Annotated in this window: 13 protein-coding genes; 10 read left to right on the forward strand and 3 right to left on the reverse strand. The window is 62.4% G+C overall.

All coding sequences use genetic code 11. The features are described 5' to 3' along the window. The first annotated feature begins 286 nt into the window (after positions 1 to 286). From ACVWYF_RS08400 to ACVWYF_RS08425, 6 genes are all read left to right on the forward strand, one after another. A complete protein-coding gene (locus tag ACVWYF_RS08400; protein ID WP_457066573.1) occupies positions 287 to 3,538 on the forward strand; it encodes a SusC/RagA family TonB-linked outer membrane protein in 3,252 nt (1,083 codons plus the stop codon). Positions 3,539 to 3,626: 88 nt separating this feature from the next. Then, the gene (locus ACVWYF_RS08405; protein WP_457066575.1) at positions 3,627 to 4,955 is read left to right on the forward strand and encodes a RagB/SusD family nutrient uptake outer membrane protein; all 1,329 of its coding nucleotides are present in this window, start codon (positions 3,627 to 3,629) and stop codon (positions 4,953 to 4,955) included. Between the two features lie 148 nt (positions 4,956 to 5,103). Continuing rightward, positions 5,104 to 7,023: a glucosamine-6-phosphate deaminase gene (gene nagB, locus ACVWYF_RS08410; protein ID WP_457066577.1), complete on the forward strand. Its 1,920-nt coding sequence runs from the start codon at positions 5,104 to 5,106 to the stop codon at positions 7,021 to 7,023. Between the two features lie 90 nt (positions 7,024 to 7,113). Then, positions 7,114 to 8,295 (forward strand): acyltransferase family protein, encoded by a 1,182-nt coding sequence (locus tag ACVWYF_RS08415; RefSeq protein ID WP_457066579.1) that lies wholly within the window; start codon positions 7,114 to 7,116, stop codon positions 8,293 to 8,295. Positions 8,296 to 8,485: 190 nt separating this feature from the next. Beyond that, on the forward strand, positions 8,486 to 9,286 hold the full coding sequence (gene proC / locus ACVWYF_RS08420) for a pyrroline-5-carboxylate reductase (RefSeq protein WP_457066581.1): 801 nt from the start codon (positions 8,486 to 8,488) through the stop codon (positions 9,284 to 9,286). A 38-nt stretch (positions 9,287 to 9,324) separates the two neighbouring features. Beyond that, positions 9,325 to 9,765 (forward strand): DUF2059 domain-containing protein, encoded by a 441-nt coding sequence (locus ACVWYF_RS08425; protein ID WP_457066583.1) that lies wholly within the window; start codon positions 9,325 to 9,327, stop codon positions 9,763 to 9,765. 135 nt (positions 9,766 to 9,900) lie between these two features. Here ACVWYF_RS08425 and ACVWYF_RS08430 read toward each other — a convergent pair whose 3' ends face one another. The 3 genes from ACVWYF_RS08430 to ACVWYF_RS08440 form a co-directional block, all read right to left on the reverse strand. Beyond that, a complete protein-coding gene (locus ACVWYF_RS08430) occupies positions 9,901 to 11,526 on the reverse strand; it encodes a 3-(methylthio)propionyl-CoA ligase (RefSeq protein ID WP_457066585.1) in 1,626 nt (541 codons plus the stop codon). Between the two features lie 75 nt (positions 11,527 to 11,601). Further along, entirely contained in the window at positions 11,602 to 12,300 is a 699-nt protein-coding gene (locus tag ACVWYF_RS08435; protein WP_457066587.1) for a hypothetical protein, read from the reverse strand. Between the two features lie 80 nt (positions 12,301 to 12,380). Continuing rightward, the gene (locus ACVWYF_RS08440) at positions 12,381 to 15,539 is read right to left on the reverse strand and encodes a glycoside hydrolase family 3 N-terminal domain-containing protein (RefSeq protein WP_457066589.1); all 3,159 of its coding nucleotides are present in this window, start codon (positions 15,537 to 15,539) and stop codon (positions 12,381 to 12,383) included. 554 nt (positions 15,540 to 16,093) lie between these two features. Here ACVWYF_RS08440 and ACVWYF_RS08445 point away from each other — a divergent pair. The 4 genes from ACVWYF_RS08445 (at position 16,094) to ACVWYF_RS08460 (ending at position 22,949) form a co-directional block, all read left to right on the forward strand. Further along, complete coding sequence (locus ACVWYF_RS08445) at positions 16,094 to 18,301, forward strand: T9SS type A sorting domain-containing protein (protein ID WP_457066591.1); 2,208 nt, start codon at positions 16,094 to 16,096, stop codon at positions 18,299 to 18,301. A 180-nt stretch (positions 18,302 to 18,481) separates the two neighbouring features. Beyond that, a complete protein-coding gene (locus ACVWYF_RS08450) occupies positions 18,482 to 19,039 on the forward strand; it encodes a hypothetical protein (RefSeq protein WP_457066593.1) in 558 nt (185 codons plus the stop codon). A gap of 61 nt (positions 19,040 to 19,100) precedes the next feature. Next, a complete protein-coding gene (locus tag ACVWYF_RS08455; protein WP_457066595.1) occupies positions 19,101 to 20,912 on the forward strand; it encodes a DUF885 domain-containing protein in 1,812 nt (603 codons plus the stop codon). Positions 20,913 to 21,194: 282 nt separating this feature from the next. Beyond that, positions 21,195 to 22,949, forward strand: a complete 1,755-nt coding sequence (locus ACVWYF_RS08460; protein ID WP_457066597.1) for a DUF885 domain-containing protein — start codon at positions 21,195 to 21,197, stop codon at positions 22,947 to 22,949. The last annotated feature ends 116 nt before the right edge of the window (positions 22,950 to 23,065 follow it).

Consider the following 23,065-nt stretch of genomic DNA (forward strand, 5'->3'; position numbering starts at 1 on the left):
AAAATCACACACTTGAAACAGCAGCAATTAGCACATTCTATTTTATAATTATTTATTTTTCAATATTTATCAGCATAATATCAACCCGCATTTTACCTTGATAATCAGGCCTGACCATGCCAATCTACAACCCGGCCCGCTCCTGTGGCGGCCCAAGCTGGCCGAAGGCGCGGGCCAAGCCAGCTAAAAAATAGCTACCAAGCAGCACGGCCACCCCTAGGTAAAGATAAAGTTTTCACGATATTAGCCACCTCATCCCTCACCCCCACCTAACCCTCTCTTTCCCATGCGAAACACCTACTCGTTTAGCAGCCCCGGCCTCCGCTGGACCGGGTTGCTGCTGTTGCTCCTGCTGGCCGCCCTCTCGGCCGGCGCGCAAACGGCGCAGCGCTATACCCTGCAAGGCCGCGTGACCGATGCCGGCGGCCAGGGCCTGCCAGGAGCCACGGTGCTGCTGAACGGCACCACGCTCGGAGCCTCCACCGGGGCCGATGGCGGCTACTCACTAGACGCCAACGTAGCCCTCGGAGGCTACACCCTCACCGTGTCGCTGATTGGCTACGCGGCCGTGTCGCGGCCCCTCACGCTGGGCGCAGCCACGACGGTGACCACCGATGTGTCGCTGACCGAAGCCCGCCAGAAGCTGGACGAAGTGGTGGTGGTGGGCTCCACCATCAGCGCGCCGAAGCGGGAGCTGGGCAACGCCATCAGCACCATTCGGGCCGAGGACTTGGCCCAGAGCGGCTCGGGCGGGCTGCTGAACTCGTTGCAGGGCAAGGTGGCCGGCGCGCAGATTACCCAGAACTCGGGCGACCCGGCCGGCTCGCTCTCGGTACGGCTGCGCGGGGTGCATTCGCTGCAGGGCTCCTCCGACCCGCTGTATGTCATTGATGGCGTGATTGTGAGCAACGCCAGCACCAACGTGTCGCAGCTGGCGCTGAGCAACGACATCGGCGCGGCCAACCCCGGCCAGAACCGTTTGGCCGACCTCAACCCGAACGACATTGCCAGCCTCAACATCATCAACGGGGCGGCGGCGGCGGCCCAGTACGGCTCGCGGGCGGCCAACGGCGTGGTGCTCATCACCACCAAGCGCGGGCAGAGCGGCGCGGCGCGGGTGTCGGTGTCCACCAGCTTTAACATAAATGAGCTGCGGAAATCGGTGCCGGTGAATACCTATGGCAAGCAGTTCGGGGCCAACACCTACCCGACCCGCAACCCGGATGGCAGCATCACCACCAATACGTTCCGGCTGTATTCCATCGGCTCGGCCGCGCCGCTGAGCGCTGCCAACATTCCGGTGCCGGGCCTCACCACCACCACCATTACCCGCGCCGGCTTGCCCACGCCGCTGGCCACCAACCTGGTGGACGTGACCCGCTACAACTACTTCGACCAGATTTTCCGGACCGGCTACGGCACCGATAACGCGGTGTCGGTGTCGGGCGGCTCGGAGCGCACGCAGTATTACATATCGGCCAATTATCTGAAGAACGAGGGCATCATCAAGGGCACCGACTTCACGCGCTACAACCTGCGGGCGCGGGTCGACCAGCGGCTCACGGACTGGGCCAAGGTGTCGGCGGGCGTGAGCTACGTGAACAGCTTCTCGAACGAGAAGGCCAACGGCAACGTGTTCTACAGCCCGATTAACTCCATCAACATCACCAACAACATCTACGACATCACCCAGCGCGACGCGGCCGGCAACCTGCTGGCCGTGGAGCCCACCCGCGTAAACCCGCTCTCGACCATCGAGGACATGAAATTTACGCAGAGCGTGAACCGCACCGTGAGCGACGTGCAGGTGAACCTGACGCCCTTCAAAGGCTTTTCGGCCGACTACGTGCTGGGCGTGGATGCCTACTCGCAGGTGGGCCAGAGCTACATCCGGCCCTACCCCTACCAGGCCACGGCCGGCCTGCCCCTCGCCCGCTACCCCGGCGGCTTCGCGGCCAACGGCAGCAACGCCGTTATCCAGCTGAACTCCGATATCAACCTGGGCTACGAGTACCAAATCAGCGAAAACCTGAAGCTGAACCTGCGCACCGGCTACAGCTACCAGTACGCGCAGCAGGACTACATCACCACGCAGGGCCAGAGCCTGGCCCCGTTCATTACCACGGTGTCGGGGGGCGGCAGCACCACCATCACCTCGGCCTACAACCTCGACCGCTACAGCCTGAGCGGCTACTACGGGCAGGCCACCATCGGCTTCCGCAACCTGGCGTTTCTGACGGGCGCGGTGCGGCGCGACCGGTCCTCGAAATTCTCGTCGTCGGAAACCAACCAGGTGTACCCCAAGGTGAGCGGCTCGTTGGTGGTGTCGGATTTTAGCTTCTGGCAAAACAGCGCCTACGCCACGTCCTTCAACAGCCTGAAGCTGCGTGCCAGCTACGGCGAGGCCGGCAACCTGACGGGCATCAACTCCTACGACCGGTTCTATCAGTTCAGTCCGGTGGGCTTTTTGGGTAAGAACACCATCACGCCGGGCACGCAGCTGGCCAACCCCGCCGTGAAGCCCGAGCGCATGGCCGAGCTGGAAGGCGGGGCCGACCTGGCCTTCCTGCGCGACCGCCTCACGCTGGGCGTCACGGTTTATTATCAGAAAATCACCGACCTAGTGGTGCGCCGCAACCTGGCTCCGAGCACCGGCGGCTCGGCCATCGTGAACAACGTGGGCTCGATGGAAAACCGGGGCCTGGAAGTATCGCTGGGCGGCACGCCCTTGAAAACCACGGATTTCACCTGGGACGTGGCCTTCATTTTCAGCCGCAACCGCAACAAGGTGCTGAGCCTGCCCGGCTCGAACGGCAGCGTGCAGGCCATTTCGATTGATAACGCGGCCGGCGCGCCGGTGTATTTACTGGAGGGCCAGCCGGCGGGTGTGTTCTACGGCTCGGGCTACGCCCGCAACCCCGACGGCTCGCTGCTGCTCACGCCCCAGGGCTTCGCGCAGGACGAGCGCGCCGTGGGCCAGGCCGTGGGCGCGGTGGGCTTCACGCCGGCCCGCAGCAGCGACGGCCAGCCATTGTACGGCTCCGGCTCCACCATCGCCAACGTACTCATCGGCAACCCCAACCCGAAATGGACGGGCTCCTTCAACACCAACTTCACCTACAAAAAACTGGGCCTGCACGTGCTCCTCGATGCCGTGCAGGGCGTGAGCGTGTTCAATGCCGACAAGCGCACCCGCCAGGGCGTGGGCCTCGGCGATTTGGCCGAGCAGGAGCTGCGCGGCAGCATCCCGCGCGGCTCCATTTTCGCCATCTACAACACCCAGGAATTCCGGGTGGATGATGGCTCCTACGTGAAGCTGCGCGAGGTGGCGCTGAGTTATGGGCTGCCCACGTTCACGAAGTTCATCAGTTCGCTGAACCTGTCGCTGGTGGGCCGCAGCCTGTATTCGTGGGATAAATACAACGGTTTCGACCCCGAAACCAGTGCCGGTGGCGCATCGGATTTGCTGCGCGCCATTGACTTTGGCAACGTGCCGATTCCGCGCACTTACCAGGTTAAGCTGGCGGCTACATTTTGATAGTAGCGCGAACTTTTAGTTCGCGTGAGCGCCAGCCCGGCGCGAACTAAAAGTTCGCGCTACTTCCCACCTTTCGCAACCCAACCTCATGAAGAAGATACTCACTCTCGCAGCCCTGCTTTCGGCCGTCACGCTGGGCAGCTGCAACAAAGAATACCTCAACCCGAGCACCGCCAGCCAGCAGCAGGTGGTCACTTCCTCCGATGGCCTGATTACGCTCTGCAATGGCTTGCAGGCGCGCTACAGCACGGGTGGCCTGCTCAGCGTGCTGTATAATACGGTGGCGGCCGGCGGGCTGAGCACCCGCGAGCTCAACATCCTCAACGTGGGTAATATCGAGGAATACAACCTCAGCCTCGGGGCCAGCAGCCTCACCAACAGCAACGGCGTGGTGCGCAACCTCTGGACCCAGGCCAACCTGGTGAAATCCAACGCCGACCTAGTGCTGGCCAATGTGGGCAACGCGCCGGATGCGGGCACCCGCAGCGGCATCGTGGCCTACGCCAGCATTTTCCGGGCCTTGAGCATCGGCACGCTGGCGCAGTATTTCGAGCAGATTCCGCTGGCCACGCAGGAAAGCGCGCCGTTTGTGCCACGCGTGGATGCGCTGCGCAACGCCGTGGCCCAACTCGAAGCGGCGGCCACGCAGCTAGCCGCCACGCCGGTTTCGGCCGATTTCAACGCCAAGATTGTGCCCGGCCTCGACCTGCCGAATACGTTGCAAGCCCTCATTGCCCGCTACAGCCTGGAGGCCGGCGACTACGACAAAGCTCTGGCTGCCGTCGGCCGCGTGGACCTTACCAAACGCTCGGTCTTCAACTTCGACGACAACACCCGTAACCCGTTGTTTGAAACGTCGTTCGGCAACAAAAACGTGTTTGAGCCCACCAACACCAGCCTGGGCCTCACCGGCGCGCTGGCTCCCGAAACGGGCGACAAGCGCCTGCCCTCCCTGCTGCGCATCAGCCCGCCGCCGATGACGACCCAGAACCTGGGCACAGGCTTCTACACCGCCAACAGCGCCCCCATCCCGGTGTACGTGCCCAACGAAATGCTCCTGATTCGGGCCGAGGCCTACGCCCGCAAAAACGACCTGCCCAACGCCGTGATTGAGCTGAACAAGGTGCGGACCAGCACGGCCGCCGCGGCCACTACCACCACGGGCCTGCTGCTGGCCCTGCCCGGCGCGGCCCTGCCCGCCTACACCAGCCCCCTCACCACCGCTGACGTGCTCACCGACATCCTGCGCAACCGCGACATCGAGCTGGCCTTCCAGGGCTTCCGCCTGGCCGACAGCCGCCGCTTCGGCCGCCCCGCGCCGGGCACCGCCGGAGCCGAGCGCAACCGCAATTTCTTCCCCTACCCCCGCACGGAGCGCGAAAACAACCCCGCCACCCCCGCCGACCCGGCGATTTAGCCCGCGCCGCCGGCTGCCGGTCCGACCGCCCTAGGCGGTCCGACCGGTTGTTGAACCACTGATTTCGTTACCGATTCCGTTCTTGCAACGACCGGTCGGTCCGCCTAGGGCGGTCGGACCGGTTGTTCTGCTTCCCATCCCCGCCCCCATGCCCCCGCCCAATTCCCACCCCGCCCCCATCGCCACCACGGTTTATGCTGATTCCGAGCTGGCCTCGGCCGCCGTGGCCGGCCATATTGCCGACCTCATCCGGACCCGCGCCGCCGAAGGCAAAACCTGCGTCCTCGGCTTGGCCACGGGCTCCTCGCCCACCCGCGTGTACGAGGAGCTGGTGCGCCTGCACCGCGAAGACGGCCTGAGCTTTCAGAACGTCATTAGCTTCAACCTCGATGAGTACTACCCGATGGCCCCTGACTCCTTGCAGAGCTACGTGCGCTTCATGCGGGAGTACTTATTTGACCATGTCGATATAAAACCGGAGAACGTGCATATCCCCGACGGCACCGTGCCGCCCGAGCAGGTGACCGAATTCTGCCGGCGCTACGAGGAGCAGATTCGGGCCGCCGGCGGGATTGATTTGCAGCTGCTGGGCATCGGGCGCACCGGCCATATCGGGTTCAATGAGCCCGGTTCCGGTCCGGCCTCCCGCACCCGCCTCATTACCCTAGACCACGTCACGCGCACCGACGCGGCTTCGGACTTTTACGGCGAAGAAAACGTGCCGCGCCGCGCCCTGACTATGGGCGTGGGGACCATTCTCGAAGCCCGCCAGATTGTGCTGCTGGCCTGGGGCGAGGGCAAGGCCGCCGTGGTGAAGCGCATGGTGGAAGGCGAGGTAACCGACACCGTGCCCGCCACCTACCTCCAGCGCCACCCCGCCGTGCAGGTGGTGTTGGACGAAGCCGCCGGGGCCGAGCTCACCCCGCGCAAAACGCCCTGGCTGCTGGGCCTGCCCTGCAACTGGCACGATGCCGCGCTAGTCCGCAAGGCCATCACCTGGCTGGCCCGCACCGTGACCAAGCCCATCCTGAAACTGACCGAGGAAGACTACAACGAAAACGGCCTGTCGGAATTGCTGGCGCAGTCCGGCCCGGCCTACGACATCAACATTCGCGTTTTCAACGAGCTCCAGCACACCATCACCGGCTGGCCCGGCGGCAAGCCCAACGCCGACGACACCTACCGCCCCGAGCGCGCCGCGCCTTTCCCCAAGCGCGTCCTCATCTTCAGCCCGCACCCCGACGACGACGTGATTTCAATGGGCGGCACCCTGCTGCGATTAGTCGACCAGGGCCACGAGGTACACGTCGCCTACCAGACCTCCGGCAACATCGCGGTGTTCGATGACGAGGCCATCCGCTTCGCCGATTTCGTAGCCGATTACGACCAGGCGTTTCACCTGCCCACCGGCGAGCCGGCCGACAACCTCTACCACCGCGTGGCCGATTTCCTCAAAAATAAGCAGCCCGGCCAGGTCGACTCCGACGAAGTGCAGCAGATAAAGGGCCTTATCCGGCGCGGCGAGGCCAAGAGCGCCTGCCGCCTCGCCGGCATCCCCGATGCCAACGTGCATTTCCTGGATTTGCCCTTCTACGAAACCGGCCGGGTGCGCAAAAAGCCGCTGGGCGATGAAGATATCCGCCTTACTATGGAGCTCCTCAACCGCATCCAGCCCCAGCAGATTTACGCCGCCGGTGACCTTTCTGACCCGCACGGCACGCACCGCGTGTGCCTGGCGGCCATTTTCGAGTCCATCCACCGCCTCAAAGCCTCCGACACCGCCTGGCTCGACGACTGCTGGGTGTGGCTCTACCGCGGGGCCTGGCAGGAATGGGACATCGACCAGATTGAGATGGCCGTGCCCCTCTCGCCGCAGGAGCTCACGCGCAAGCGCCGCGCCATCTTCAAGCACCAAAGCCAGAAGGACCGGCCGCTATTTCCCGGGGCCGACCAGCGCGAGTTCTGGCAGCGCGCCGAGGCGCGGAATAGAACAACGGCCAAGCTGTATGATGAATTAGGACTGCCGGAGTACGAAGGGATTGAGGCGTTTGTGCGGTGGGAGTTTTGAGGGCCGTTTGTTTAAAAAGAACCTCATGCTGAGCGCAGCCGAAGCATAACGTTCTTTCTTGTTCCTTCTACACTCAATACCCACCCGCTCATGCAACGCACCACCCAGGCCGCCCTCGAAACCACCGGCACCCTGCCCCTGGCCGAAGCCTCCCAGCCCGGTCGCCTCATCAGCCTCGACGTGTTCCGGGGAATCACCGTCATGGCCATGATTCTGGTGAACAACCCCGGCGACTGGGGCCACATCTACCCGCCCTTCGAGCACGCCGAATGGAACGGCTGCACCCCCACAGACCTCATTTTTCCGTTCTTCCTGTTCATCGTGGGCGTGAGTCTGGTGTATGCCCTGGACGGCACAAAGCGCCAGGGCGGGCCGCAGGGCGCGGTAATGTTGCGGGTGCTACGCCGCGCCGCCGTGCTGTTTGGCCTGGGCCTGCTGCTGTCGCTGTACCCCAAATTCGACTTCAGTACCGTGCGGATTATGGGCGTGTTGGCGCGCATTGCGCTGGTGTTTCTGGGGTGCAGCGTCATCTTCCTCAAAACCAGCTGGCGCACGCAGGTATGGCTGATTATCAGCTTTCTCATCGGCTACGCGGTGCTGATGCAGTTGGTGCCCGTGCCCGGTTTCGGCCCCGCCAACCTGGAGCCCACCACCAACCTCGGGGCCTGGCTCGACCGCACCATCTTCACCGAAGCCCACCTCTGGAAAACCAGCAAAACCTGGGACCCCGAAGGCCTGCTCGGCACCCTGCCAGCCCTGGCCACCGGCCTGCTCGGCGGCCTCACCGCCCAGTGGCTGCGCTGGCGCGGCCCGGAACCCGCCGCCAAAGTGGCCTGGCTGTTTGTGGCCGGCGGCGGCCTTATCCTGCTCGGCCTGTGCTGGGCCCCGTGGTTTCCCATCAACAAAGCCCTGTGGAGCAGCCCCTACGTGCTCTACACCGGCGGGCTGGCTATGGCCGGCCTGGCGGCGCTCTACTGGATTTGCGACGTGCAGGGCTACCGCGCCTGGACGCGCCCGGCGCTGGTCTACGGCGTGAATGCCATCCTGGTCTTCTGCCTTTCGGCGCTACTATCGCGCACGTTCGGGCTATTCAAGCTGGCCTTGCCCGGCGGCGAAACGGGCGGCATCAAGGAGTGGCTTTACGAATGGGGCATCGCCCCGCATTTCACCGACCCGCGCACGGCCTCGCTCGTGGGCGCGGTCACGCTCATCGTCATCTGGTATTTCATCCTGAGCTGGATGTATAAGAAAGGCGTGGTGCTGAAGGTGTGAGGCAGAGCTGAGAACAAACAGACCGTCATGCAGAGCGCAGCGAAGCATCTTTACCGCAGTAGTAAATAAATTACTTGCGCGGTAAAGATGCTTCGCTGCGCTCTGCATGACGGTCTGTTTCTCGACGTGCTACTCTTCGACGTTCTTTCTACCGTGCCGTTCTTTGCCAACTCAGACGGCATTCACAACAATGAAAATCCTCATCATCGGCGGCGGCAACATGGGCCTGACTTACGCCCGCAGCTTCGTGCGCGCCCACATCACCTCGCGGCTCGATTTGCGCCTGCTGGCCCGCTCGCCCGAGCGCGTGCCGGCCCTGGCGGCCCACGAAATCGGCACGGTCTGGGGCTCGCCCGCCGAGTGCGTACCGGGGGCCGACATCCTCACCCTAGCCGTGAAGCCGCAGGATTCGTCCGCCCTGTTTGCGGCACTGAAGGGTCTGGTGCAGCCGCAACAGCTCATCCTGAGCATCATGGCCGGCGTGCGGATTGACACCTTGCGCGAGACGCTGGGTACGCCCAAAATCATCCGGGCCATGCCCAACCTGCCCGCCCAGATTGGCATGGGCATGACGGCTTTCACCAGCACCGACGAGGTGACCCGCGCCGAGCTGGTGCAGGTACAAAACCTGCTCAGCACCACCGGCAAGACGGTTTATGTGGAAAACGAAAGCGCCATTGATGCCAGCACGGCCATCTCGGGCAGCGGCCCGGCCTACGTGTATTACTGTATGGAGGCGCTAATGGCCGCCGCCGCCCAAATGGGTTTCAGCGGAGCCGAAGCCGAGTTGCTGGTGAGCCAGACCTTTCGCGGTGCGGTGGAACTCTACTCCCAATCGGGCCTGAGCTGCCAGGACTGGATTGCCAAAGTGGCCTCCAAGGGCGGCACCACCGAGGCCGCGCTGGGTGCTTTTGGGGCCGGGGCCGTGCGCGAGGGCCTCATGGCCGGGGCCGGCGCGGCGCGGGACAGAGCGGAGGAGTTGGGGAGATAATAACGGTGTGTTTCGCTTTTGTGTCGGTTATTTAGCTCATGAAAAACCCCTTCCTCTTCTTGCTATTTGCCGGCGCTATCTACGTGCCGGCGCAGGCCCGAACAACGAAACCGACCACGGCGGCTACCGCTGTCCTCGCGCCTATTTCGGCCAGTCATCGCCAAGCAGCAGAGTCGCTGCTGACCCTTATATACCCTCCGGGCTCATTCGATAAGCTCATCGACCAGATGCTGGATTCTCAACTCAAGCAGCATCCCGATGCCGTTGCCATTCAGCCTGAGATGCGGACATTTTTCAGCAAATACATGAGCTGGAACAGCCTGAAACCCGATATAGTCGAAGTTTACAGCCGCAATTTCACGGAGCCGGAACTGCGCGACATCACGAAATTTTATCAAACGCCCACCGGGCGCAAGATGTCGGCCGTGCTGCCCCAGTTGATGCAGTCCGGCATGGAAATCGGCCAGAAACGCATCTAGGACCATTTGCCAGAGCTACAGGAGGCCATCAAAGCCAAGATGGAGGCCGAGAAAGGGAAATAGCCTGCTCCTTCTGCTCAACCAGTTGCGGCCGCCTTGTTCTACTCATTTAGGCCAAGGCGGCCGCAACTATTTTTAGGCCACCGAATACCCCGCGAAATCCTTCCGAAGTTGCGTTTTGAGCAGCTTGCCGGTAGCGGTATGTGGCAGCGAATCCACGAATTCCACGGCATCGGGCTCGCAGAACTTGGCTACCCGGCCCCGGAAGAAATTCAGCATTTCCTCGGCCGATAATTCCATGCCGGGGCGGCGCACCACTATCAGCAGCGGCCGCTCGCTCCACTTGGCGCTGGGCACGCCGATGACGGCAGCCTCGGCCACGGCGGGGTGCGCCACGGCCAGGTTCTCCAGGTCGATGCTGGAAATCCACTCGCCGCCCGACTTGATGACGTCTTTGGAGCGGTCGGTGATTTGCATGTAGCCGTCGGCGTCAATGGTGGCCACGTCGCCGGTGCGGAACCAGCCGTCGGCGGTGAGCTCGCCGGGCGTGGCGGCACGGAAGTAGTCGCGCACCACCCACGGGCCGCGCACCAGCAGGTCGCCGAAGGCCACGCCATCGTGCGGCAGCGCGTGGCCGTCGTCGCCCACAATTTTCATATCGACCCCAAACACCGCCCGGCCCTGCTTGCTGCGGATGGCCAGGCTATCGGCCGGGCTGAGGTCGGCGTGCTTGGCTTTGAGGCGTGCGCCGGTGCCCAGCGGGCTGGTTTCGGTCATGCCCCAGGCGTGGAGTACAGTCACGTTCAGCTCGTCCTCAAAGGCCTTCATCAGGGCCGGCGGGCAGGAGGCCCCGCCCACCACCGTGCGCCGCAGCGTAGTGAAATGGCGCTGGCCTTCGCGCATAAATTGCAGCAGCGCCAGCCAGATGGTGGGCACCCCGGCCGAGAACGTCACGCCTTCGCTCTCCATTAGCTCAAACAGACTAGCGCTGTCCATGCCCGCGCCGGGCAGCACCAGTTTCGCACCGTTGAGCGGGGCCGCGTAGGGCAAACCCCAGGCATTGACGTGGAACATGGGCACCACGGGCATTATCACATCCAGCGCCGAGCAGCCCAGCGCATCGGGCAGCGAAATACCGAAGGCGTGGAGCAGGGTGGAGCGGTGCGAGTACAGCACGCCCTTGGGCTGGTCGGTGGTGCCGGAGGTGTAGCAGAGCGAGCAAGCCGTGTTTTCGTCGAAGCTGGGCCATTCGTAGTCCCCGGTTTCGGCCGCTACCAAGTCCTCGTAGCTGCACAAGCCGGGCAGGGCCGAGTCTTTAGGCAGGTGCTCGGGGCCGGCCATGAGCACCCATTTTTCCACGGTGGGGCACACGGCGGCCAGGCGCTCGACGAGGGGCAGAAAGGTGAGGTCGAAGAACAGCAGCCGGTCTTCGGCGTGGTTGATGATGAACACGAGCTGCTCCGGAAACAGGCGCGGGTTGATGGTGTGGCACACCGCCCCGATGCCCGCCACGCCATAATAAAGCTCGAAATGGCGGTGGGTATTCCAGGCCAGGGTGCCCACCCGGTCGCCGTTTTCGATGCCGAGTTTCAACAGAGCCTGGGCCAACTGCTTGCTGCGGTGGTTGGCGTCGGCGTAGGTGTAGCGGTGGATGCCGCCCTCGGGCAGGCGCGACACAATTTCAGTATCCGAATGCCACTTGGCGGCGTGCTCAATAATTGTGGCCACGCGGAGCGGCTCGGCCATCATCAGTCCTAACATAGAGTGCGGGGTGGGAATGTAGGGCCGTAAGGTACATCGCTGGCCCTGCATCTCGTCAAGCCTGCACCGTCTTTTTTATGGGAGTCGATACCACAAGGTGCCCCCTTCCAGGAAGGCTACCACGCCCACGCCCCTCGCATAGTACACCCGCCGGATGGGCTTGGTGCGGGGCAAGGGCGTGGAGGCGGCGTAAGGACTATTTGAAACCTGGATAACCGGGCCGTAGGTAACGCCTCCTACCTGCAACGAAGGCAGCAAATGAGCCGCCGTATCCGGCAGCGGCTGGTTAGCTACTACTTCTTGAATGGGCAGGTAATTATAAAAGCCAAAATCCCAGTTGATTTCCGACCGGGCCACCGCCGAGCCGCTTCCGTGGTTATCATTGGTACGTAGCTCAAGCAACGTGTTTGCGTAAGTTGCCGGCACCGAATCAGGCTTGGTTGGGGTGCTGCCAGGGCTGGGTATGTAGCGCACGGTATCGGTGCGGCGGAAGTCTACTCTAATTTGCTGCAGCTTTGAAGGCGTGGGCCCCGCCAGCACGGGGATGCCTCCACCGTTTGAGAGCGTGATAATGCGGTCGTCTACCTCAGTGATGACAAACGTACGCACCTTGCTGCTACGCGCCTGCCCGAACCGGAGCACATCGCCAACGTGGTACGGCTGCCACGCCAGTTGCTCGGCGGAAAGACGGTATTCGGGCGTTTCCTTTTTGCCGCAGCCCGCGACGGCTAACATCAGCAGGCAAATGGCGGGAGCGGTGCGGAAGGAAAACATCGACTGAAGCTGAGTGGAAAAGCTCTGGTAAGTTACAGATTTTGTATCTTGATTTGGTAGCAGGCCAGCGTCGAGTTCCGTTATCGCGCCGCCTCAATCGCCAGCTGCAGCAGCGCGCTCCGCACGCTCAATTCGCCCAGTTTATTATTCCGCCGCGTAGGGTGTACGCGGTTGGTAAGCAGCACCACCACCAGGTCCTTCTCGGGCTCGACCCAGAAGTAGGTGCCCGTGAAACCGGTGTGGCCGTAGCTGCTTTGGGAGGCACTTTTGGCCGAGTTTACCGTGGGGTTGGCGGCGGGGCGGTCGAAGGCCAGGGCCCGGCGGTTGTCGGGGCAGAACTGGCAGCGGGTCCAATCGGCCAACACGGCTTTGTCGAAGAGCTGTTGGCCGCCGTAGCGCCCGCCCCAGGCGTAGGTCTGGGCCAGTTTGGCCACGTCGTTGGCATCGCCAAACAGGCCGGCGTGGCCCGAGAGGCCGCCCAGCAGGGCCGCGCCCTCGTCATGCACCGTGCCATGCACCAGCTGCTTGCGGAAGGCCGAATCCACTTCCGTGGGTACAATGCGCGCCAGCGGAAAGCGGTTGGTAGGCCGGAAGCCCAGTGTGGTAGCGCCCAGCGGCCCGTACACTTCCTTCTGCAAAAAGGCATTGAGCGGCAGCCCGGTGCGGGCCTGCACCAGCGCCGGGTACAGCACAAACGACAAATCAGAGTACACGTAGCCCGGCTTTTCATTCAGCGGCGAGGCCCCGATTTCCTTATAGATGCGGGCCGGCAAATCCTTGCGCGCCCACAGGCCCTGGGCCGCCGGCAGCGGGAACCGGGCCGAAGAATCGGCGCGGAAGTAGCGGCGGCGCAGGTCCCCGTTTTTCTTCACCAATTCCTTCCAGAAGGGAATAAAGGCCTTGAGCCGGGCCTGGTGGGCCAGCACGTCGCGCATCTTCAAGCCGGCTTTGTCAGTGCCGCGCAGGAAGGGAAAATAGTTGCCCAGCGTGCTGTCGGGGCTGAATTTATGGTCGGCTTCCAGGCGCATCAAGGCGGGAGTCGAGGCCAGCAGCTTGGTCATGGAAGCGAGGTCGTAGAGGTCGTCGTCCTTCACCGGGCGCGGTACCGACACGGGTTTGGTATCGGTCACCACGGCAGCGGTTTTCTTCTTTCTCTTATCAACCACCGCTTCGCTGAAGCCCGCGTAGGTCTGGTTGCCGTAGCTTTTGCGGAGCACCACCGTGCCGCGCCGGGCAATGAGCACCTGCGCCCCCGGAAACGCCTGCGCCGCCAGTGCCCGGCCCACCAGGCTATCGACGCGGGCTTCGAGGCGGCCGTCCATGTTCACGTCCTCGGGGTTGGCATAGCGCAGGCGGTAGCCAGCGGCCGTGCGCAGGCCGTAGCCGCGCGGGTACTTGTCGCTCACCGTCACGGGCAGCTTGCCGGTGGCCGCGATGCCGCCAAAAATGGCCTGAGCGGCCAGATTTTGAGCGTTCGGGCTTTCCTGGTAGGCCATAATGACGGCGGCGGCGCGGTCCAAATCGCGCACCTTGGCCACGGCGTAGGCCGAGCCAAAGACGCTGAGCACCAGGGTTTGCTTCTGGTCGGCCAACTCGCGCAGCATCATGTTGTCTTCCGGCGTGATGCCGAAACCGGTGGCGGGCAGGCGGCCCAGACTTTGCAAGCTTACTAGTATCAGGTTGTAGGGTTTGAGGGCGGCGCGCAGCTTCATCAGCTCATCAAGCGAGGCCGTGGCCGAGGCGTGGAAATGGGCCGTGGGCGCATAGTCGGCCACCGCCCGCTGGAAGTCGGTGGTGTCGCGCGGCAGCCCGCCCAGCACCAGCGTGGCAATGCGGAGCGTGTCGAGGCGCTGGAGCGGCAGCAGGCTCTTCTGGTTGCGCAGCAGCGTGATGCTCAGCTCGGTGAGGCGGTGGCTAAGGTACTGGGCGTGCGGGCCGTTGAGGTCGTCGTAGATGTTTTTGGTATCGATGGGGCGGTAGTGGTTCAGGCCGGACCACTGCTTGAGGGCCAGCACGCGGCGGCAGTGCTCATCGATTTCGGTTTGCGAAATCCGGCCGCTGTCCACCGCCACGCGCACCATTTTCAGCGCCAGCGGAATGTTCTTACTGAACTCCAGAATATCGTTGCCAGCCATGATGGCGCGCACATCAGCCTCACCGGGCGGGAACCGGCTGATAACGCCGCGCATGTTCATGGCATCGGTGAAAATCAGTCCTTTGAATCCCATTTCCTCGCGCAGCACGCCCGTGATGATGGGCCGGGAGAGCGTACTCGGGCCCAGCACCGTGTCCAGGGCCGGTACGTTGAGGTGGGCCACCATCACGCCGCCCAGCCCGCCGGCCATGAGGCTGCGGAAGGGCGGCAGTTCCAGCGTATCGAGTCGGCGACGGTCGACGCGCACGGTGGGCAGGGCGAGGTGCGAGTCGGCGTCCACATCGCCGTGGCCGGGAAAGTGCTTGGCCACGGCCAGAATGCCGGCATCCTGCATGCCGCGCATGTACTGGCGGCCGTCACGGGCCACGGCGGCCGGGTTTTCGCCCCAGCTGCGGAAACCGATAACCGGGTTGGCGGGGTTGTTATTGACATCGACCACCGGCGCGAAGTTGACGTGCATGCCCAGGCGCTTGAACTGCCGGGCTACCTCGCGGCCCATGTCGTAGAGCAGGGCCGTATCGGTTTCGCCGCCCAGGCTCATCTGGTAGGGGAATTTCACCACACTATCGAGGCGCATGCCTACGCCCCATTCGCCATCCAGGGCCACCAGCAGGGGCACTTTCGCCTGGCTCTGGTAGCGGTTCAGCAACCGCGCCTGCCGGCCCGGCCCGCCCTGAAAAAATATCAGCCCGCCAATGCCGTACTGCTGGATGAGCGTGGAAACGGAGTCCTCAAAAACCCGGGTGCGGTTGGAGTACGCGGCCACCATAAAGAGCTGCGCGGCACGCTGGTCGGGCGTGAGCGCCCGCATCAGGCTATCAACCCAAGACGAGTGCAGGTAGCGGGTGAAGGCGGGCGTGCCGGGGGGCAGCGCTATGCGGCTGACAGGGCGGGGCGCTCCCCGCTTGCCAACGGCCTTGGCTTTGCCGGCGGCCGCTTTTGCGGGCCGGCTGGTTGGGTTGGCTTTGGGCGCTGCCGACGGAACTGTGTGCGTGTGCAATGCCGGAGCCGGCCGGTGCTGGGCCGCGCTATGCAGCGATACGGCCAGCAGCAATAACAACAGAAGTGACTTGGAAAAAGGCAAGGGCGTGGGTGTTTTTTTAACGAAAGTAGCGCCAACAGCCTTGAACGAAGGACACCACGGCTTTTGCAATTCCCCCAATCAGTATTCCCTTTTCACGCTAGCTCACAGTTGGTACGAAATGCCTCTGGGGAATTTTCTGAGTCCAAAACGCTTTGCTCAGCCTGTTTCAGCACCCAATTTATTATTTTTGATAATAACTAATTGTAAATCAATAATATGAGAATAACTGGCCGATAACAGCACTAGGGGAATTGGAATTATTTTTTGTAATCAAAACAAGAACGTTCCTTACCTTGCCTTGAATACATTCTTATTAATGCTTGAATTAAATCAATTCAAACATTGCTGAATTTAATAATTAATAATTTTAGCCTTTAGCAGAAGCCTTATTCAATTGTCTCGCTGCATGGCTTCGCCAATACGCCTACCTCACCATCCCATCGCCGAATCTTTCTGTTCACAAAAGTTCTTTTCTCATGAGTACAACCCCTACCACCATTTTGAGCCGTTTCAATGCTGGCTCAACGTTCAATTTTTTGTTTTTTTTACTATTCATGCTGCTTTCAACGGTGGTTCAAGCCCAGACCACTTACTACTGGGTAGGAGCCGGGGCCGATAACAACTGGTCGACCGCAGCTAATTGGAATACCACCCTGGGAGGCGGCGGCTCAGTCCGCAATCCAGCCACCAACGACATTCTCGTCTTTAGCGGCGGCACCCCTACTGTGGCGATGGACATCAACCAGACAATTGGCCGCCTGAGCTTTATCGGCACCACCACAGCTACGCTCAACTCGCCCTTAGACTTAACCCGCACCGTCACCATCACCGGCGATGCCGCCGACAATGACCTCTTTATTGGCAGCGGTTCGTCGGTGTCGCTGGTAGGGAATTTAAGCACTGGCAGTAAAAGCGCAGGGGTGCTACTCGCCCTCGGGACCAGCGCGACGGGCTCCGTTGCCGGCGACCTTAAGCTCAACAGCACCGGGGGCAATGGCCCCTCCAACGCGGTGAATAAGCTCCAGAGCACCACTGCAGGCTCCTTGCATTTTACCAGTCCCGGCAAGCTCATCATTGCCGACAGGATGTCCAGCACCGCCTTTACCAATGCGCCGGTTTTTGAAACAGGCTCAACCCTGGAGCAGAACGCCGCCAACTCATCCGACCACGGCCCACTTGCTACGTACCAGCCCGGTAGTACCTTTCGCTACGTTGATGGCACGTTTGGCGGCGCTTCCCTAACCACCGACCGAACCTTTGGCAATCTTGAATTTGCCAGCTCGAACCCGCAAACCATCGGCGGGGCAGTGAACCTGACCATTGCGAACAACCTGGCCATAACCGGCAGCGCTAACCTTACCCTTAGCGCCCGGGGTAGCGCTACCGGCACCCCTACCGGCACCCTTATCGGTGGCAATGTCAGCAACACCAACGCCACCGCAACGCTGACATTCTCTCCTAGCACTGCCGCACCCAACACTCCCAAAGTGGTTTTCAATGGCACTTCGCCGCAGACCATCAGCAGCGCCGGTCCCCTCACCTTCGGCACCAATGCCAAGCTGGAAATCAACAACTCCGCCGGGGTAACGCTGCAGAAAGACCTCATCATTGCCAGCGAACTACTGCTGACCAATGGCCTGCTGACCACCAGTGCGGCCGGAACAGGGCTGCTGACAATGACGGCTGCCGCCACCCTGCCCGTTGGTAGCGGCAGTAGCACCAGTTTCGTGAATGGTCCCCTGGCTCGCCTAAATGCCACTGGCACCTCCACCCTGGTATTTCCGGTGGGCAAGGTGGCCACCAACGGCGACCTCAACTACCGCCCCATCACGCTGGCACTTACCAGCCAGACGAACTCCGTCACCTACACGGCCCAGCAGTTTGAGGCCTCGGCCAAGCCCTTTGGGGTGAGTGGCCCAATTGACCACGTCTCGACCCGGCGCTATTTCACTGTTGCGGCCTCGGCCACTCCCACGGGCGGCAGTTTCAACGCCCGCATCACGCTCTCCTACGCCACCGACGATTATGTGACCAATGCCACTACCACCTCACTGGTAGTGGCCAAGCGCAATGGCGGGGCCTGGGCCAGCATCGGCTCGACCAATGTAGGGACGAGTACCACGGCCTCCAGCACTCCGCTGACTGGCACGCTTACGTCGGGCACGTTCACTTCCTTCTCCGACTTTACCCTGGCCAGTACAACTCCCAACGTGGCCGGTACCTACCCTGGGTTCAACCCCCTACCCGTTGAGCTCACCCGCTTCGAGGCCACCGCCAAAGGTGCGGGCGTGAACCTGACCTGGGCCACCGCCAGCGAAAAAAACAGCGACCAGTTCGAGATTCAGCGCAGCGTCACGGGCAGCGAATACGCCACCATTGGCACGGCAAAAGGCCAGGGCAGCACCATTATGGCGCACGAATATTCGTTCGTGGATGGCCGCCCGTTGGCCGGCACCTCCTACTACCGGCTGCGGCAGGTGGATGCCGACGGCACGTTCAGCTACTCGCCGGTAGCGGCCGTGCAAACCGAAGCCAGCACCAAAGTGGAGCTTTACCCCAACCCCAGCGCGAACCAACTCATCCTACCCACCGGCGTGGGCGCGGTGCAGTACCGCATTTTCAATGCCCTGGGCCAGCTGCTGCTCAACGGCAGAGCGACCGATAATGACCGCCTCGACATCAGCAGCTTGCCCAAGGGCCCCTTCTTCCTGGAGCTGAGCAGCGCAACCGGCCACCATACCCAGCGCCTGCTGCGCGAGTAGCCCCCGCGTTGGCCCCGGCAACCAAGGGGGCCCCCACTTGCTGACCAAGCCCCGCCCCTACCCTGCGTAGCGGCGGGGCTTTTTTTGGACGGATTAGGCAGTGGCCCCATGCCGGCATTGCCTTTTTTGGCGTGCCGACGTAAACGGTATCTGATATAACCGCCTTTCATCGTCCGTTTTATGCGTATTTCTGTTCTTTCCATGGGGCCGGGTGGCCGGCTGCTGGCGCTGGCCAGCACGTTGCTGCTGGGGGCCTGTAGCAGCGGTGCCCCGCTGGAGCAAGCCAGCGGCGGCAACGGCCTTTCCACCGCCGTGCAATCGGATACCACGGCCACGCTGCCCACGGAGGCCTGCGGCCTGCTCACGCCCGGCGAAGTGGCCAGCCTCACGGGCCGTCCCGTGCAGCAGCAGGCCCAGGGTAACGTATGTCGCTTCGTGGAAGCCGACCAGCCCGCCAGCCCCGATGCCGTGGTGATGGTATCGTTCCGGCCGGCCGCCGCTTTCCAGATTGCGCAGGCCGGCAACGACCTGCGCCGCAGTATTTCGCCAGTCAGCGGCCTGGGCCATGAAGCTTATTACGACGACAGCCACGGTGACCTTTACGTGCGGTTGCCCAACCGTACCCTCGTCATCGGGATGCCGCGCCGCGTGAAAAGCTACTCACGCGAGCGCATTGCGCCGGAGCTGGGCCGCCTGGCCTTGGCGCGCCTCACGGCCGCCCGCGCACCGGCGCAATAAGGCCGGCGGGTACGCGGGCATGCGGCCGCTTCGTAGCTTGCGGCACATTCCCATTCGCTTCATGAAAAAACTTGCTTTGGCCGGCCTTGTCGCCGCCGCCCTCACCACGGCCTGCAACCAGACCAAAACCACCGAAACCGCCACCACCAGCGCCAACGGCACGGCGGCAGACTCCACCAAAGGAATCAACGGCCTGTTTGCCAGCTTCTGGGAGCGGCAGTCGCGGCTCGACCCGCTTTCGGCCACGGCCCAGGGCGACAACCGCTTCAACGACCGGTTGCCCAACGACCAGACCCAGGCGTTTCGGGACACGCTGACCACGTTTTACCAGGACTACCTGACGCGGCTGGGCAAGTTTGACCGGGCCGGGCTGGATGAGAACGATAAAATCAGCTACGACATCTTTCAGTACGACCTGAAACAGCGTGTGGCGGGGCTGAAGCTGAACACCTGGATGATGCCGTTTCAGCAGTTCTGGGGCTTGCCCATCTCGATGGGGCAGTTTGGCTCGGGGCAGGGCAACCAGCCGTTCAAAACGGTGAAGGACTACGACAACTGGCTGGGCCGGGTGCGCGGCTTCACGGTGTGGGCCGACTCGGCCATTGGCAATTTCCGGCGCGGCATGAAGGCGGGCGTGGTGCTGCCTAAATCGTTGGTCGAGAAGATGATTCCGCAGATGCGCGACAAGACCATGGTGGTGACGGACCCCGCGAAGTCGCTGTTCTACGGGCCGATAAATGCTTTCCCGAAGGACTTTTCGGACGCTGATAAAAAGCGCCTGACTGAGGAATATCAGAAGGCCATTCTGACGGAAGTTGTGCCGACATATCAGAAGCTGGGCAACTTTCTGGCCAACGAATACCTCCCCAAATCCCGCCCCACCAGCGGCATCAACGCCGTGCCCGGCGGGCCGGAAATGTACCGCTACTACGCCAGCTACTGGACCACGACGGACAAAACCCCGGCCGAAATCCACGCCCTGGGCCTGCGCGAAGTCGCCCGCCTGCGCGCCGAGATGGAGCGCATGAAAACCGAACTGGGCTTCAAAGGAACTTTGCGCGAGTTCTTTGAGAGCCTGAAGCACGACCCCAAGGCCATGCCCTTCAAAACGGCCGAGGAAGTGCTGGCCGGCTTCCGCAAAATTCAGGCAACCATCGACCCGAACCTGAAAAAGATGTTCGGGCGCGTACCCAAGTCGCCGTTTGAAATCCGCCGCACCGAGGCTTTCCGCGAAGCTTCCGCGTCGGCCGAGTACAACCAGGGCTCGCCGGACGGCACGCGGCCGGGCATTTTCTACGTGCCCCTGCCCAAGCCCGCCGAGTACAACGTGACGCAGGGCATGGAGTCGCTGTTTCTGCACGAGGCCATTCCGGGCCACCACTACCAGATTTCGCTGCAACAGGAAAACACCGCCCTGCCCAAATTCCGCCAGTTTGCCGGTTACGGCGCCATGACGGAGGGCTGGGCCCTCTACTGCGAAAGCCTGGGCAAAGAGCTGGGCCTCTACAAAGACCCCTACCAATACGTGGGCGCGCTCAACGATGAGATGCTGCGCGCCGTGCGCCTAGTGGTGGACACCGGCCTGCACACCGGCCAACTCACCCGTGAGCAGGCCATCGAGTACATGCTCGACAACATGCCCGCCAGCAAGGAGGACGACACGTCGGCCATTGAGCGCTACATGGCCATTCCGGGCCAGGCGCTGGCCTACAAAATCGGCCAGCTGAAAATCCAGGAGCTACGCGCCCGCTACGAGAAGCAGCTGGGCAGCAAGTTCTCGCTCAGCAATTTCCATGATGAGCTCCTGAAAGACGGCGTGATGCCGCTGGCCGTGCTAGAAACCAAGATGGACGCCTGGGCCGCCAAGCAGTAATTGCGTCGGAACGCTGAGTAGAATTGAAAGAACGTCATGCTGAGCGAAGTCGAAGCATCTCTGCCGCGCAACTAATCCTTTCGATTGGATTTGGTATTGCGGTAGAGATGCTTCGACTTCGCTCAGCATGACGTTTCTTTTATTTTATTACTTTCCGCATTGCATGACATTCTTTATATATTCTGCCCTTCCCGCATAAAAACTGGACTATTTACAGCCGTTTGTGTAGCTTGCCGGCTCACTTACTGGTTAATGAACAGATTTTTTGTTGCCCTACTGGCAATGTGGTGCCTTTTGGCGCACCCGGCCGGCTCCCAAACCCCACCCACCGGCGGTACCTCCGCCACGCTGCTCGCCGGATTATTCAACTCGTATTGGGAAGACCGCGCCCGGCTGTTTCCGCTGATGGCCACGGCCCAGGGCGACAACCGCTACAACGACCGCCTGCCCAATGACCAGACCCGCGCCTTCCGCCAGCAGCAGACACGCTTCTACCGCCGCTACCTCAATGACCTGCTAAACATTGACCGCGCCCGCCTTTCCAGCGACGACAAGCTCAGCTACGACATCTTTCAGTACGAGATGCGCAGCCGCCTCGAAGGCCTGCGGCTGACTACGTGGATGATGCCGTTTGCCCAGTTTTACAGCCTGCCCACCACGCTCAGCCAGCTGGGGGCGGGCACCGGCGCGCAACCGTTCAAAACGGTGAAAGACTACGACAACTGGTTGGCCCGGGTGAACAAATTCCCCGTGTGGGCCGACTCGGCCATCGGCAATTTCCGGCAGGGCATGAAGGCGGCCGTGGTGCTGCCCCACGTGCTGGTGCTGAAAATGGTGCCCCAGCTGCAGTCCCAGGTGACGGCCGATGCCGCCAAAAGCCTGTTTTACGGCCCCATTACGCACCTGCCGGCCAGTTTTTCAGAGGATGACAAGGCCCGCCTCACCAGTGCCTACCAGCAGGCCATTCTTACGGAAGTGGTGCCCACCTACCGCAAGCTGGCCGACTTCCTGAACACCGAATACCTACCCCAGGCCCGCAGCAGCACCGGCCTGGGCGACGTGCCCGGCGGGGCCGAAATGTACCGCTACGACGTGCGCCTGATGACCACCACCGACCGCACGCCCGACGCCATCTACCTCACCGGCCTGGCCGAGGTGAAGCGCATCCGGGCTGAGATGGAAGTGGTGAAAAAGCTGGTCGGCTTCAAAGGTAGTCTGCCCGGCTTTTTCAGCTACCTGGGCTCCAGCGCCAGATTCATGCCCTATAAAACGCCGGACGACGTGCTCAACGCCTTCCGCGCCATCCAGGCCCGCATCACGCCCAATTTGCCCAAGCTGTTCGGGCGTGCGCCAAAGTCGCCGTTTGAGATTCGGCAGACGGAGGCCTTCCGCGCCGCCACGGCTTCGGCCGAGTACAACCGGGGCACGCCGGACGGCTCCCGGCCCGGCATTTTCTACGTGCCCATTCTCGATGCCACCAGGTTCAACGTGACTTCCGGCATGGAGTCGCTGTTCCTGCACGAGGCCATTCCTGGGCACCACTACCAGTTGTCGTTGCAGCAGGAAAACACCAGCCTGCCCAAGTTCCGGCGCTTCGCCTCCTACCCCGCTTTCAGCGAGGGCTGGGCGCTGTACTGCGAAAGCCTGGGCAAGGAGTTGGGACTGTATACCGACCCCTACCAGCGCATCGGCGCGCTGGGCGATGAGATGCACCGCGCCCTGCGCCTGGTGGTAGACGTGGGCATGCACGCCAAAGGCATGAGCCGCGAGCAGGCCATCGACTACATGATGGCCAACGAACCCATCTCCGAGCAGGCCGCCACGGCCGAAATCGAGCGCTACCTGGCCATGCCCGGCCAGGCGCTGGCCTACAAAACCGGCCAGCTCAAAATCCGCGAGCTGCGCACCCGCTACGAAAAGCAGTTGGGTAAAAAATTTAACCTCAGGGCTTTTCACGATGAGATTCTGGCCGGCGGCTCCATGCCCCTGGCCGTGCTGGAGCGCCGAATGGACGCCTGGGCCGCCCGGCAGCGGTAAGAATAGCGTGGTCAGCATCCACCTGTCATCCTGAGCTCGCGAAGGATGACGGTACCGACACCCCGTGCCCCAAACTGTTACCTTGCCCCATCTTTCGTACTCTCCGAATCTCATCC

The organism is Hymenobacter sp. UYAg731, from assembly GCF_054061335.1.